This window comes from Actinacidiphila sp. bgisy167, from assembly GCF_965342175.1.
Taxonomy (GTDB): domain Bacteria; phylum Actinomycetota; class Actinomycetes; order Streptomycetales; family Streptomycetaceae; genus Actinacidiphila.
Map to the genome: position 1 here is coordinate 1 of NZ_CBDRBL010000030.1, position 12,491 is coordinate 12,491.

A 12,491-nucleotide genomic window follows, 5' to 3' on the forward strand; every position below is an offset into this window, starting at 1 on the left:
TCTTTGTCAGTTCTTGGTGATCTGTTCGAGTTCAGCGAGGGCGGCCCGCTGGAGGGCGTCGAGCTCGGCGCAGCCGGCGACGGCGAGGTCGAGGAGGCTGTTGAGTTCCTTGCGGTCGAAGGGCTGGCCTTCGGCGGTGCCCTGGACTTCGACGAAGCGGCCGTCGCCGGTGCAGACGACGTTCATGTCGGTCTCGGCGCGGACGTCTTCCTCGTAGCAGAGGTCGAGCATGGGGACGCCGTCGATGATGCCGACGCTGACGGCTGCGACGGTGTCGCTGAGGGGCTGGGCCTTGGCGCGGACGAGTTTGCGGCCGTGCATCCAGGCGACGGCGTCGGCGAGGGCGACGTAGGCGCCGGTGATGGCCGCGGTGCGGGTGCCGCCGTCGGCCTGGAGGACGTCGCAGTCGAGGACGACGGTGTTCTCGCCGAGCGCCTTGTAGTCGATGACGGCGCGCAGGGAGCGGCCGATGAGGCGGGAGATCTCGTGCGTGCGGCCGCCGATCTTGCCGCGGACGGACTCGCGGTCGCCGCGGGTGTTGGTGGAGCGGGGCAGCATGGCGTACTCGGCGGTGACCCAGCCTTCGCCGCTGCCCTTGCGCCAGCGGGGGACGCCCTCGGTGACGGAGGCGGTGCAGAGGACCTTGGTGTCGCCGAAGGAGACCAGGACGGATCCTTCGGCGTGCTTGCTCCAGCCGCGCTGGATGGTGACGGGGCGGAGCTCTTCGGGGGTGCGGCCGTCGATACGAGACATGCCGTCGAGCCTAGTCGCAGCGCGGCGCGGGGCCCGTGCCGGTCCTGGAACGGGCCCCGTGCGGGTGAGGTCGGGGTGGTGGTCCGGCGGTCAGCGCCGGGTCACATCATGTCCTCGATGTCGGCGGCGATGGGGTCGGCGTCGGTGCCGATGACGACCTGGATGGCGGTGCCCATCTTGACGACGCCATGGGCTCCGGCGGCCTTGAGCGCGGCCTCGTCGACGAGCGAGGCGTCCTTGACCTCGGTGCGGAGACGGGTGATGCAGCCCTCGACCTCTTCGATGTTGTCGAGCCCGCCGAGCCCGGCGACGATCTTCTCTGCCTTGCTGGCCATCTGTACTCCTGGTTTGGTCGGCCGTTCGGTCCGATTTCACACGGTAATGCAGTGATGGAACGCCTTTGCGGGGATCCATGAGTGTCCCAGCCGCGCCGCAACTGGTCTACACCACACTACCGCCGGGAGGTGGCCCATGGGTTCGGACGCCTCCGCGGCCGCCCCGCGTCCGAGCCGGACGCGGGGCTCCGCGCTCTTCCAGGGACTGCAGAAGATGGGGCGCAGTCTGCAGCTGCCGATCGCGGTGCTGCCGGCGGCGGGCATCTTGAACCGGCTCGGCCAGGACGACGTCTTCGGCCCCGAGGGGCTGGGCTGGAACGCGGTGGCGAACGTCTTCGACGGCGCCGGCGGCGCGCTGCTGGACGGTTCGCTGGGGCTGCCGCTGCTGTTCGCGGTCGGCGTCGCCATCGGCATGGCGCGTAAGGCGGACGGCTCGACGGCGCTGGCGGCGGTGGCCGGCTACCTCGTCTACTACGGGGTGCTGCACCAGTTCCCGCAGGACTGCCCGAAGGGGACGGCCTTCCTGGCGACGAGCACCATCAGCGGGGCGTGCATCCCTCAGGGGACGCCCGCAGCCGCCATCCCGGCCGCGTACCAGAATCCGGGGGTGTTCGGCGGGATCGTCATCGGGCTGCTCACCGCGTTCTTCTGGCAGCGCTACCACCGCACGAAGCTGGTGGACTGGCTGGGCTTCTTCAACGGCCGCCGCCTGGTGCCGATCATCATGGCGTTCGTGGCGATCGCCTTCGCGGTGCTGTGCGTGTTCGTCTGGCCGCCGATCGGTGCGGGGCTCACCGCGTTCAGCCAGTGGCTCACGGACCTGGGCTCGTACGGGGCGGGGATCTTCGGTGTGGCGAACCGGGCGCTGCTGACGGTGGGGCTGCACCAGTTCCTCAATGTCTTCGTGTGGTTCCAGTTCGGCAGTTTCACCAAGCCGGACGGGACGGTGGTGCACGGGGACATCACCCGCTTCCTGCAGGGTGATCCGACGGCGGGGCAGTTCACCTCGGGGTTCTTCCCGATCATGATGTTCGCCCTCCCGGCCGCCGCGCTGGCGATCACGCACTGCGCCCGTCCGGCCCGCCGCAAGGAGGTGGGGGGCCTGATGCTGTCGGTGGCGCTGACCTCGTTCGTGACGGGCATCACGGAGCCGATCGAGTACTCGTTCCTCTTCGTGGCGCCGGCGCTGTACGCGATCCACACGGTGCTGACCGGGGTGTCCATGGCGGTGACGTGGGCCTTGGGCGTGCACGACGGTTTCGCGTTCTCGGCGGGGCTGATCGACTACGTCATCAACTGGAACCTGGCGACGAAGCCGTGGTTGATCGTCCCGATCGGGCTGGTTCTCGCGGCGGTGTACTACGCGGTCTTCCGCTTCGCGATCACCAGGTTCGACCTGGCGACTCCGGGGCGCGAACCGGAGGAGGTCGCGGAGGGGATGGAGCGGGACAACGTCAAGGCGTAGCAGGGGCGCCACGCTCTGGAGTGCGGTCTAGACCACACGCGAGGAGGCTTTCCCCGAACCTGCGGAGTACAGGTTAATACTGGTCTACACCACCAGGTGGTTCAGACCAGGAGGACCCCCATGACAACCGCCACCGCATCGGCGGCGCCCGCAGCGAAGAAGCGGGGCTCCGGCCTTTTCCAGGGCCTGCAGAAGGTCGGCCGCAGCCTGCAGCTGCCGATCGCCGTTCTGCCGGCGGCGGGACTCATGGTCCGTCTCGGCCAGGACGACGTCTTCGGCCCCAAGGGGCTGGGCTGGGACCACGTGGCTTCCGTCTTCGACAAGGCGGGTGGCGCGCTCACCGGCGCCCTGCCTCTGCTGTTCTGCGTCGGCGTCGCCATCGGCTTCGCCAAGAAGGCCGACGGCTCGACCGCCCTCGCGGCCGTCGTCGGCTTCCTCGTCTACAGCAAGGTGCTGGAGGCGTTCCCCGTCACGGAGGCCAAGGTCCAGGCCGGTGCGGACATCGCCGCGAAGTACAACGACCCCGGCGTCCTCGGCGGCATCATCATGGGTCTGCTCGCCGCCGTCCTGTGGCAGCGGTACCACCGCACCAAACTGGTCGATTGGCTCGGATTCTTCAACGGCCGCCGCCTGGTGCCGATCATCATGGCGTTCGTCGGCATCGTCGTAGGGGTCTTCTTCGGCCTGGTCTGGGAGCCCATCGGCAACGGCATCAGCCACTTCGGCGAGTGGATGACGAGTCTCGGGGCGGCCGGCGCCGGCCTGTTCGGGCTGGTCAACCGCGCGCTGATCCCGATCGGCATGCACCAGTTCGTCAACACGGTGGCCTGGTTCCAGCTGGGCGACTTCACCGACGCCGCCGGCAAGGTCGCGCACGGCGACTACGGCCGGTTCCTCGCGGGCGACCCCAGCGCAGGCATGTACATGTCCGGCTTCTTTCCGGTCATGATGTTCGCGCTCCCGGCGGCAGCCCTAGCGATCGCGCATTCCGCCCGCCCCGAGCGCCGCAAGGCCGTGCTGGGCATGATGACCTCGCTCGCGCTGACCTCGTTCGTCACGGGCGTCACCGAGCCGATCGAGTTCTCGTTCATGTTCGTCGCCCCGCTGCTGTACGTGGTGCACGCCGTCCTGACCGCCGTCTCCCTGGCCGTCACCTGGGCGCTGGGCGTGCACGCGGGCTTCAACTTCTCCGCCGGTCTGATCGACTACGCCCTCTACTGGAAGCTCGACACGAAACCCTGGCTGATCATCCCCATCGGCCTGGTGTTCGCGGTGATCTATTACGTGGTCTTCCGCTTCGCGATCACCAAGTTCAACCTCCCCACCCCAGGCCGCGAGCCGGAGGACGAGCTCGAGGACGCCGCCAAGGCGTAGCGCCCGGCACCGCTCAGGCCGAAGCCCCTGGAACCGCAGCTGCGGTTCCGGGGGCTTCGTGCCGTTCGGACAGGACCGGTCAGATCTCGTAGACCGCGCCGGCCTTCGCCACCTCGACGGGGCCGTCGTAGACCTCGCGGGCGTGCTCGAGGTTGATCTGCGGGTCGGTCCACGGCGGGATGTGGGTGAGCACCAAACGCCTGGCACCCGCGCGCTCGGCGTACTGGCCGGCCTGACGGCCGTTGAGGTGCAGGTCGGGGATGTCCTCCTTGCCGTGGGTGAAGGAGGACTCGCACAGGAACAGGTCGGTGCCCTCGGTGAGGGTGCGCAGCGCGTCGCACGGACCGGTATCACCCGAATAGGTGAGGGAGCGACCGGCGTGCTCGACACGGAAGCCGTACGCCTCGACGGGGTGGCTGACGACGTCGGCCGTGACGCTGAAGGGGCCGATGCGGAAGGTGCCGGGTTCGAGGGTGCGGAAGTCGAAGACCTCGCTCATGCACTTCTCGTCGGGCACGTCCCCGTACGCGCCGGCCAGCCGCCGCTCGGTGCCCGCCGGGCCGTAGACGGGGATGGCGTGGGCGGGGCCGCCCTCGTGGCGGTAGTAGCGCGCGACGAAGTACCCGCACATGTCGATGCAGTGGTCGGCGTGCAGATGGCTCAGGAGGATGGCGTCGAGGTCGTAGAGACCGCAGTGGCGCTGCAGCTCGCCGAGGGCGCCGTTGCCCATGTCGAGGAGCAGCCGGAAGCCGTCGGCCTCGATGAGGTAGCTCGAGCAGGCCGATTCCGCGGACGGGAACGAACCCGAGCAGCCGACGACGGTGAGCTTCATGTGCAGAAACCTCCGTGGATCGTTCCGGGGGTCTTGCGTTGGCGCGCCACGACGCCCCCCCGCTCCGCAGGGGGAGGGGGGAGGGGCGGGAGCGACCCGCCGTGTGTTCTTGAGCGTAAGGCGCACGGCGGGCGCGTGCTCCTTCGCGGAGCCCTGTTGTGGGCGGAATCACCAGTACGGCGCCCCCCGTCGCCGGGTGTCCGGCGGGCGGGGGCGCCGTGGGAGGGCGGCTCAGGCCCAGAGCTGGCCGTGCAGGGCTGCGACCGCTTCCTCGGTGGACGCGGCGGTGTAGATGCCGGTCGACAGGTACTTCCAGCCCCCGTCGGCGACGACGAACACGATGTCGGCGCGTTCTCCGGCGCGTTCGGCCTTGCGGGCCACGCCGAGGGCGGCGTGCAGGGCGGCTCCGGTGGAGACGCCGGCGAAGATGCCCTCCTGCTGGAGCAGTTCGCGGGTGCGGCGGACGGCGTCCTCGGAGCCGACGGAGAAGCGGGTGGTGAGGACGGACTCGTCGTACAGCTCGGGGATGAAGCCCTCGTCGAGGTTGCGCAGTCCGTAGACGAGGTCGTCGTAGCGGGGCTCGGCGGCGACGATCTGCACGCCGGGGACCTTTTCGCGCAGGTAGCGGCCGACGCCCATGAGGGTGCCGGTGGTGCCGAGACCGGCGACGAAGTGGGTGACGGAGGGGAGGTCGGCGAGGATCTCGGGACCGGTGCCTGAGTAGTGGGCGCCGGCGTTGTCGGGGTTGCCGTACTGGTAGAGCATCACCCAGTCGGGGTGCTGCTCCGCCAGTTCCTTGGCGACGCGGACGGCGGTGTTGGAGCCGCCGGCGGCCGGGGAGGGGATGATCTCGGCGCCCCACATCGTCAGCAGCTCGCGCCGTTCGGACGAGGTGTTCTCCGGCATGACGCAGACCATGCGGTAGCCCTTGAGCCGGGCGGCCATGGCGAGCGAGATGCCGGTGTTGCCGGAGGTGGGTTCGAGGATCGTGCAGCCGGGGGTGAGGCGTCCGGCGCGTTCGGCCTGCTCGATCATGTGCAGGGCCGGGCGGTCCTTGACGGAGCCGGTGGGGTTGCGGTCCTCCAGCTTGGCCCAGACGGAGACCTCGGCGGAGGGGAACAGGCGCGGCAGCCGTACCAGCGGGGTGTTGCCGACGGCTGCCAGCGGGCTGTCGTACCGCATCAGCGCGCGCCGCCGAGGTGGGCGCTCGGACCGCTGCCGCCGGCGACGGCGGGGAGGATCGTCACGCTGTCGCCGTCGGTGAGCTTGGTGGTGATGCCGTCAAGGAAGCGCACGTCCTCGTCGTTGAGGTAGACGTTCACGAAGCGCCGCAGCTCGCCGCCGTCGACGATGCGCTCGCGGATGCCGGCATGGCGGGTGTCGAGGTCGGCGAGGAGTTCGTCGAGGGTGCTGCCACTGCCTTCGACGGCCTTGGCGCCGCCGGTGTAGGTGCGGAGGATGGTCGGGATGCGGACCTCGATGGCCATGCGTCGGCTCCAAGGGTGCGTGAATACGGCGGGAAGGCGGGGGTGGCGCGCGGTGACGGCGCTCAGGCGCACGGACATGCCGCGCTGGCGAGGCGGCACAGGTCGACGTGCAGCCGCGCCACGAGCAGCGTGCCCGGCGCCTTGTCGCTCACGTCGAGGGAAACCATGGGGTCATCGTATCGATTCCCCCCGGGCCCGGGAGATGGGCGTCCCAGGATCCGGGACGCGCTGTCTCAGGCGTACGAGTCGACGACCTCGACGGGCTCTTCGGCGACATCGCCGTCCACGATGCGAAACGAGCGGAACTGGAAAGGGCCCGCGTCGTCGGTGTCGGCGGTGGAGACCAGCACGTAGTGGGCGCCGGGCTCGTTGGCGTAGGAGATGTCGGTGCGCGAGGGATAGGCCTCGGTGGCGGTGTGGGAGTGGTAGATGACCACCGGTTCCTCGTCGCGGTCGTCGAGTTCGCGGTAGAGCCCCAGCAGGTCGATGGAGTCGAACTCGTAGAAGGTGGGCGAGCGGGCCGCGTTGAGCATCGGGATGTGCCGCTCGGGCCGGTCGCTGCCGGCCGGGCCGGCGATCACGCCGCAGGCCTCGTCCGGGTGGTCGGCGCGCGCGTGGGCGACGAGTGCGTCGTACAGGGCGCGGGTGATGGTCAGCATGGTCGCCAGGATAGGTAAGGGGGTGGCCGTGCGGCACCCGCCCCCCGGAGGGGTCGGCTGCCGCGCCCTGCGGGGACCGGAGGGTTCACTCCTGGGCGAGGGCCGGTACCGGGTCGCCGGGGGTGCGCCGCTTGAGCAGGAGGTAGCCGGTGCCCAGCAGCGCCGACCAGACGGCCCAGACGTAGAGGCCGAGGCGGGTGTCCGGGTCGGTCGCCATCAGTCCGACGACGAAGAGCAGCGCGGCGATGGCGCACCAGTTGGTGACGGGGGCGCCGGGCATGCGGAAGTCGGAGGCGGGCAGCAGGCCGGCGCGGACTCTGGCGCGGTAGCGCAGGTGCGCGGCGAGGATCATGATCCAGGTCCACAGGCCGGCGCAGGTCGCGACGGAGGTGATGTAGACGAAGGCCTTGTCCGGGGAGACGACGTTGACGATCACGCCGATGCCCATGACGAGGGTCGACACGACGAGTGCGGGCAGCGGCAGCCGCCGTCCGCTGAGCTTCGCCACGGCCCGGGGCGCCTCGCCGTTGACGGCCAGGCCGCGCAGCATGCGGCCGGTGGAGTAGATGCCGGAGTTGCAGGACGACAGGGCGGCGGTGAGGACGACGAAGTTCATGATCCCGGCGGCGGCGGGGATGCCGACCCGGGCGAAGACCTGGACGAAGGGGCTGACGCCCGGGTCGTAGGTGGTCCAGGGGAAGACGGACAGCAGGACGACCAGCGTGCCGACATAGAAGACGCCGATGCGGACCGGGATGGTGTTGATCGCCTTGCGCAGGGTCGGCTTGGGGTCCTTGGCCTCGCCCGCGGTGGTGCCGACGAGTTCGACGCCGAGGTAGGCGAAGATCACGCCCTGCATGGCGAGCATGGCCTGCCAGGCGCCGTTGGGTGCGAAGCCGCCGTCGGCCCACAGGTGGGTGATGGAGGCGGTGTCGCCGGCGGCGGAGAAGCCGAAGGTCAGGACTCCGGCACCAATGACGATCATCGCGACGATCGCCGTGACCTTGATCGTCGAGAACCAGAACTCCAGCTCGCCGAAGATCCCGACCGAGACGAGGTTGGCGACGAACAGCGCCACGAGGGCGACCGCGGCGGTGGACCAGACCGGGACCGACGGCCACCAGAAGTTGATGTAGGCGCCCGCGACGGTGACCTCGGTCATGCAGACGGTGGCCCACAGGGCCCAGTACGACCAGCCCGTGGCGAAGCCGGCGAGGGGTCCGAAGAACTCGCGGGCGTGGTCGGCGAAACTGCCGGAGGAGGGGCGATGGGTGAGGAGTTCGCCGAGGGCCCGCATGATGAAGAAGATCACCAGGCCGGCGCCGGCGTAGCAGGCGATCAGGCTGGGCCCGATGGCGGCGATGCCCTTGCTGGACCCGTAGAAGAGGCCGGTGCCGATGGCGCCGCCGATCGCGATCATCTGCACCTGGCGGGCGCCGAGTCCGCGCCGGTAGCCCTCCTCCGGATCGGCTCCCGGGGCGCCGCCGCCGGATTCGTGCCGCTCGACCTGCGTCGAGGTCATGTCGCTGCGCCTTTCTCCCTGCCCGTCCGGCCGTGCGGGCCCGGGTCGGGTTCCGGTCCCCCCCGGGTGGTGCAGGTGCGCGCCGGGGCCGGCCGGGCGGGCGACCTGTCGCGACGGGGTGGCGTCGCGGCGGGTGGCCGAGCGTGTGGATCACGGGGGTGCGCGCCGGGCACGCAGCGCAAATGTGGCACACGGCACAGGGAGTTGCCGACCGAAGGTGCGCCGAATGGGGGTGCGGCCGGACTTCGCGGCCACCGGCCCCGGTGGCCCAGCCGACCCGGAGACGCGGCCGCCCCGGTGGCCCAGCCGACCTGGAGACGCGGCAGCCCCGGTGGCCCAGCCGACCCGGAGACGCGGCAGCCCCGGAGGTCCGGCCGACCCGGAGACGCGGCAGCCCCGGAGGCCCAGCCGACCCGGAGACGCGGCCGCCCCGGTGGCCCAGCCGACCCGGAGACGCGGCCGCCCCGGAGGCCCAGCCGACCCGGAGACGCGGCCGCCCCGGAGGCCCAGCCGACCCGGAGACGCGGCAGCCCCGGAGGCCCAGCCGACCTGCGGCACAGGCGCCCCTGGTCGAGGGGCGCCCCCGCGTCACGGCATGAGGGTCTCCACCAGGCTCTCCTGGAGCGCCCCGAGCCAGAGGTAGGCCATGACGAGCGGTTTGCGCGGGTCGGAGTCCGGCAGCCGGTACAGCTCGCTGTTCTCGTCGTCGCTGATCTCCAGCCGGGCGCCCATGGTCAGTCGCAGGTCGTTGAGGGCGCCGAGCCACTGGCGCGCCTGCCCGGCGTCGAGGGTCAGCACCGCTCCCCCGTCGCCGCCGGCGGTCAGCGCGTCGAGGCTGCGGACGACGGCGAGGGCGTCGTCGCGTTTGCGGGCGCGCAGGTCGTTCTCGGTGAAGCGGCGGAACTCCGAGGAGTCGGCCTCCTCCTCGTAGGCGTCCGGGAAGAGCCGGGCGAGCGCCGGGTCCTCGGGGGGCCGGGTGGGGCCCTCCGCGAAGAGCTCGGCCAGCGGGTCGGCGGGCTCGGCGGTGTCCGCGGCGCCGGGGCCGATCAGTTCCAGGAGCTGCACGGCCAGGCTGCGCAGGATGGAGATCTCGACCTCGTCGAGCGCGATGGCGGCGCCGCCTTCGGCAGCGGTCTGGAAGTAGCCGGGCATGTCGGTATCAGCCGTCCCTCAGGGGCTCGGTGGTCGTCTCGGTGGTCGTCCGGGTGTGTCGCGTCGGTGGTCCGGCGTCGCTGTCCCGCCTCGCGTCCCGCGGCCTCAGCGGTCCTGCGTGAGGGTGGCCCACAGCCCGTACCCGTGCATCGCCTGCACGTCGCGTTCCATCTCCTCGCGCGTGCCGCTGGACACCACGGCCCGGCCCTTGTGGTGCACGTCGAGCATGAGCTTGGTGGCCTTGTCCTTCGGGTAGCCGAAGTACGCCTGGAAGACGTAGGTCACGTAGCTCATCAGATTGACCGGGTCGTTGTGGACGACAGTCACCCAGGGAACGTCCGGGGACGGCACCTCGAAGGGGGCCTCGCTCGACTCGGTCCGCTCGATCTCTGCGGGGGCGACACTCACGTGACCCATGCTGTCACCAGACGGTGCCCGCAGGGAAACCGGCCCCCGGGAAATCGTCACTCTGACGAAATAGGGGTAGCATCCTCAGCCATGAGCACTGCAGACCTGGGGCTGCCTGTCATGGTCCCCTCCACCGCGCTGTTCACCGACCGGTACGAGCTGACCATGCTGCAGGCCGCGCTGCGCAGCGGCACCGCCCACCGGCGTTCGGTGTTCGAGGTGTTCACCCGCCGACTGCCCGAAGGGCGGCGCTACGGGGTGGTGTGCGGCACGGGCCGGGTACTGGACGCCGTGGAGAACTTCCGCTTCGACGGCGACATCCTGTCCTTCCTGGAACGGGAGCGGGTGGTGGACGGGCCCACCCTCGAGTGGCTGGCCGGGTACCGCTTCCGCGGCGACATCCACGGCTATCCCGAGGGCGAGGTGTACTTCCCCGGCTCACCGATCATGCGGATCGAGGGCACCTTCGCCGAGGCGGTGCTGCTGGAGACGGTGGTGCTGTCGATCCTCAACCACGACTCGGCGATCGCGGCCGCCGCCTCCCGGATGGCCGTGGCCGCCGCGGGCCGGCCGCTGATGGAGATGGGCGCACGCCGCACCCACGAACTGGCCGCGGTCGCGGCCTCCCGCGCGGCCTACGTCGGGGGCTTCGCCTCCTCCAGCAACCTGGCCGCCGGGTTCCGCTACGGCCTGCCGACCATCGGCACCAGCGCGCACGCCTTCACCCTGCTCCACGACGACGAGCGGGGCGCGTTCACCGCGCAGGTCGAGTCGCTCGGCCGCGGCACCACCTTGCTGGTCGACACCTTCGACGTGGCCACGGCCGTCCGGGCCGCCGTGGAGATCGCCGGCCCCGAACTCGGGGCCGTGCGCATCGATTCCGGGGACCTGCTGCTGCTCGCCCACCGGGTGCGGCAGCAATTGGACGATCTGGGGGCGCGCAAGACCCGCATCGTGGTGACCTCGGACCTGGACGAGTACGCCATCGCCTCGCTGGCCGCGGCGCCGGTCGACGCGTACGGGATCGGCACCTCCCTGGTGACCGGCAGCGGGCATCCGACCTGCTCGATGGTCTACAAGCTCGTCGCCCGCGCCGCCTCCGCCGACCCCGGCGCCCCCCTGGTGCCGGTCGCCAAGAAGTCGATGGGCGGCAAGACCAGCATCGGTGGGCGCAAGTGGGCGGCCCGGCGGGTGGACGCCGACGGCGTCGCCGAGGCCGAGGTGCTCGGCACCGGACCGGTACCCGGGCCGCTGGCGGACCGGCAGTTGCTGGTGCCGCTGGTGCTGGGCGGCGAGACCGTCGGCCGGGAGCCGCTGGACAGCGCCCGTGCCCGCCACATCGAGGCACGTGCCGCACTGCCGCTGTCGGCGACGCAGCTGTCGCGCGGCGAGCCGGTGCTGCCCACCGAGTACATCACCCACTGATCGCCGCAGGCGCCCTGCCGCGGCGGGGCGCCGCTCACTACAGTCGGTAAGGACGGGACGCCGACGAGAAAGGACCGGACGCCATGCACCGCGCACTGATCGTCGTGGACGTGCAGAACGACTTCTGCGAGGGCGGCAGCCTGCCCGTCGCCGGCGGCGCGGAGGTCGCCGCCGCCATCACCGACCTGGTCGGGGACGCCACCGCCGGCTACCGGCACGTGGTGGCCACCCGCGACCACCACGTCTCCCCGGGCGAGCACTTCTCCGATCACCCCGACTTCGTCCGCACCTGGCCGCACCACTGCGTCGCCGGCACCGAGGGCGCCGGCTTCCACCCGAACTTCGCGCCGGCGGTCGCCTCGGGCGCGGTGGAGGCGGTCTTCGACAAGGGCGCCTACGCGGGCGCCTACAGCGGTTTCGAGGGCGTCGACGAGAACGGCACCGGGCTGGCGCAGTGGCTGCGCCAGCGCGGGGTGTCCGAGGTCGACGTGGTCGGCATCGCCACCGACCACTGCGTGCGGGCGACCGCGCTGGACGCCGTGCGGGAGGGCTTCCGCACCCGGGTGCTGCTCGACCTGACGGCGGGCGTCATGCCGGAGACGACCGAGCGGGCGCTGGAGGAGCTGCGTACGGCCGGCGCCGAGCTGTCCGGCAAGCCGGTCGTCCGCGAACGGGCCTGACGGCCGCCCGAGGGGGGCGGACTTCCGCGGGCCGTATCCGGTTCAGCGGCGGACGGTCGGGCCGAGCAGTGCCGCGATGGACTGCCAGGGGGCGGCGGGCGCCGAGGGGATGCGGCGCCAGACGAGTCCCTCGGGGTGGTGGAGGACGGCGTTGATCTCGTCGGCCGTCGGGGGCTCCATGTTGCCGACGAGGCGGACGGCGCGAAAGCCGAGGTTGCGCAGGCGGGTCAGCGCGCGCTGCCGGTTGACCGCGACGACGAGCACCCTGATGTGCTCCTCCGCGGCTCCGCCGGGCGAGGGCAGCCGGAGGGCCACGACGACGTCGCCGCTGGGAAGCCTGGTGAACCCGCCGCTGGCCATAAGCACATGATCCGCAGATCGGCCCCCGTCCACCAGAGG

The 12,491-nt window shown here is 71.3% G+C and carries 14 protein-coding genes and 1 pseudogene; 4 read left to right on the forward strand and 11 right to left on the reverse strand.

Going from position 1 to position 12,491, the window contains the following annotated elements:
• Window positions 1–6: 6 nt before the first annotated feature.
• Together rph and ACRWND_RS14415 are read right to left on the reverse strand one after the other, a co-directional pair.
• A complete protein-coding gene (gene rph / locus ACRWND_RS14410) occupies window positions 7–753 on the reverse strand; it encodes a ribonuclease PH (RefSeq protein ID WP_431949148.1) in 747 nt (248 codons plus the stop codon).
• Window positions 754–854: 101 nt separating this feature from the next.
• A pseudogene (locus tag ACRWND_RS14415) lies at window positions 855–1,091 on the reverse strand (glucose PTS transporter subunit EIIB); the annotation flags it as partial.
• A 133-nt stretch (window positions 1,092–1,224) separates the two neighbouring features.
• Between ACRWND_RS14415 and ACRWND_RS14420 the strand changes: the two are divergent.
• A complete protein-coding gene (locus ACRWND_RS14420) occupies window positions 1,225–2,553 on the forward strand; it encodes a PTS transporter subunit EIIC (RefSeq protein WP_431949149.1) in 1,329 nt (442 codons plus the stop codon).
• Between the two features lie 120 nt (window positions 2,554–2,673).
• A complete protein-coding gene (locus ACRWND_RS14425; RefSeq protein WP_431949150.1) occupies window positions 2,674–3,927 on the forward strand; it encodes a PTS transporter subunit EIIC in 1,254 nt (417 codons plus the stop codon).
• Window positions 3,928–4,006: 79 nt separating this feature from the next.
• Here the strand turns inward: ACRWND_RS14425 and ACRWND_RS14430 are convergent, their stop codons facing one another.
• The 8 genes from ACRWND_RS14430 to clpS form a co-directional block, all read right to left on the reverse strand.
• Window positions 4,007–4,759 (reverse strand): MBL fold metallo-hydrolase, encoded by a 753-nt coding sequence (locus tag ACRWND_RS14430; protein WP_431949151.1) that lies wholly within the window; start codon window positions 4,757–4,759, stop codon window positions 4,007–4,009.
• Window positions 4,760–4,990: 231 nt separating this feature from the next.
• Complete coding sequence (locus tag ACRWND_RS14435) at window positions 4,991–5,941, reverse strand: PLP-dependent cysteine synthase family protein (protein ID WP_431949152.1); 951 nt, start codon at window positions 5,939–5,941, stop codon at window positions 4,991–4,993.
• The gene (locus ACRWND_RS14440) at window positions 5,941–6,246 is read right to left on the reverse strand and encodes a MoaD/ThiS family protein (protein WP_431949153.1); all 306 of its coding nucleotides are present in this window, start codon (window positions 6,244–6,246) and stop codon (window positions 5,941–5,943) included. Before ACRWND_RS14440 ends, ACRWND_RS14435 begins: the two co-directional genes overlap by 1 nt.
• A 62-nt stretch (window positions 6,247–6,308) precedes the next feature.
• Window positions 6,309–6,413, reverse strand: a complete 105-nt coding sequence (locus tag ACRWND_RS14445; RefSeq protein WP_322975702.1) for a putative leader peptide — start codon at window positions 6,411–6,413, stop codon at window positions 6,309–6,311.
• Window positions 6,414–6,479: 66 nt separating this feature from the next.
• Window positions 6,480–6,905: a Mov34/MPN/PAD-1 family protein gene (locus ACRWND_RS14450; protein WP_431949154.1), complete on the reverse strand. Its 426-nt coding sequence runs from the start codon at window positions 6,903–6,905 to the stop codon at window positions 6,480–6,482.
• 85 nt (window positions 6,906–6,990) lie between these two features.
• Window positions 6,991–8,427 carry an amino acid permease gene (locus ACRWND_RS14455; RefSeq protein WP_431949155.1) on the reverse strand — a complete coding sequence of 479 codons (1,437 nt, stop codon included), beginning with the start codon at window positions 8,425–8,427 and terminating at the stop codon, window positions 6,991–6,993.
• Window positions 8,428–9,015: 588 nt separating this feature from the next.
• Window positions 9,016–9,579 (reverse strand): DUF2017 domain-containing protein, encoded by a 564-nt coding sequence (locus ACRWND_RS14460; protein WP_431949156.1) that lies wholly within the window; start codon window positions 9,577–9,579, stop codon window positions 9,016–9,018.
• 105 nt (window positions 9,580–9,684) lie between these two features.
• A complete protein-coding gene (gene clpS, locus ACRWND_RS14465; protein ID WP_431949157.1) occupies window positions 9,685–9,996 on the reverse strand; it encodes an ATP-dependent Clp protease adapter ClpS in 312 nt (103 codons plus the stop codon).
• Between the two features lie 81 nt (window positions 9,997–10,077).
• Here clpS and ACRWND_RS14470 point away from each other — a divergent pair, with 81 nt between their 5' ends.
• Together ACRWND_RS14470 and ACRWND_RS14475 are read left to right on the forward strand one after the other, a co-directional pair.
• Complete coding sequence (locus ACRWND_RS14470; RefSeq protein ID WP_431949158.1) at window positions 10,078–11,412, forward strand: nicotinate phosphoribosyltransferase; 1,335 nt, start codon at window positions 10,078–10,080, stop codon at window positions 11,410–11,412.
• Between the two features lie 83 nt (window positions 11,413–11,495).
• Window positions 11,496–12,092 carry an isochorismatase family protein gene (locus ACRWND_RS14475; RefSeq protein WP_431949160.1) on the forward strand — a complete coding sequence of 199 codons (597 nt, stop codon included), beginning with the start codon at window positions 11,496–11,498 and terminating at the stop codon, window positions 12,090–12,092.
• A gap of 42 nt (window positions 12,093–12,134) precedes the next feature.
• Here ACRWND_RS14475 and ACRWND_RS14480 read toward each other — a convergent pair whose 3' ends face one another.
• Window positions 12,135–12,452, reverse strand: a complete 318-nt coding sequence (locus ACRWND_RS14480) for a hypothetical protein (RefSeq protein ID WP_431949162.1) — start codon at window positions 12,450–12,452, stop codon at window positions 12,135–12,137.
• Between the last annotated feature and the right edge of the window lie 39 nt (window positions 12,453–12,491).

What these genes read in the sequence shown, in the direction of transcription:
- rph (WP_431949148.1), bottom strand. Translation starts at nt 753, where the DNA reads ATGTCTCGTATCGACGGCCGCACCCCCGAAGAGCTCCGCCCCGTCACC.
- ACRWND_RS14420 (WP_431949149.1), top strand. Translation starts at nt 1,225, where the DNA reads ATGGGTTCGGACGCCTCCGCGGCCGCCCCGCGTCCGAGCCGGACGCGG.
- ACRWND_RS14425 (WP_431949150.1), top strand. Translation starts at nt 2,674, where the DNA reads ATGACAACCGCCACCGCATCGGCGGCGCCCGCAGCGAAGAAGCGGGGC.
- ACRWND_RS14430 (WP_431949151.1), bottom strand. Translation starts at nt 4,759, where the DNA reads ATGAAGCTCACCGTCGTCGGCTGCTCGGGTTCGTTCCCGTCCGCGGAA.
- ACRWND_RS14435 (WP_431949152.1), bottom strand. Translation starts at nt 5,941, where the DNA reads ATGCGGTACGACAGCCCGCTGGCAGCCGTCGGCAACACCCCGCTGGTA.
- ACRWND_RS14440 (WP_431949153.1), bottom strand. Translation starts at nt 6,246, where the DNA reads ATGGCCATCGAGGTCCGCATCCCGACCATCCTCCGCACCTACACCGGC.
- ACRWND_RS14445 (WP_322975702.1), bottom strand. Translation starts at nt 6,413, where the DNA reads ATGGTTTCCCTCGACGTGAGCGACAAGGCGCCGGGCACGCTGCTCGTG.
- ACRWND_RS14450 (WP_431949154.1), bottom strand. Translation starts at nt 6,905, where the DNA reads ATGCTGACCATCACCCGCGCCCTGTACGACGCACTCGTCGCCCACGCG.
- ACRWND_RS14455 (WP_431949155.1), bottom strand. Translation starts at nt 8,427, where the DNA reads ATGACCTCGACGCAGGTCGAGCGGCACGAATCCGGCGGCGGCGCCCCG.
- ACRWND_RS14460 (WP_431949156.1), bottom strand. Translation starts at nt 9,579, where the DNA reads ATGCCCGGCTACTTCCAGACCGCTGCCGAAGGCGGCGCCGCCATCGCG.
- clpS (WP_431949157.1), bottom strand. Translation starts at nt 9,996, where the DNA reads ATGGGTCACGTGAGTGTCGCCCCCGCAGAGATCGAGCGGACCGAGTCG.
- ACRWND_RS14470 (WP_431949158.1), top strand. Translation starts at nt 10,078, where the DNA reads ATGAGCACTGCAGACCTGGGGCTGCCTGTCATGGTCCCCTCCACCGCG.
- ACRWND_RS14475 (WP_431949160.1), top strand. Translation starts at nt 11,496, where the DNA reads ATGCACCGCGCACTGATCGTCGTGGACGTGCAGAACGACTTCTGCGAG.
- ACRWND_RS14480 (WP_431949162.1), bottom strand. Translation starts at nt 12,452, where the DNA reads ATGGCCAGCGGCGGGTTCACCAGGCTTCCCAGCGGCGACGTCGTCGTG.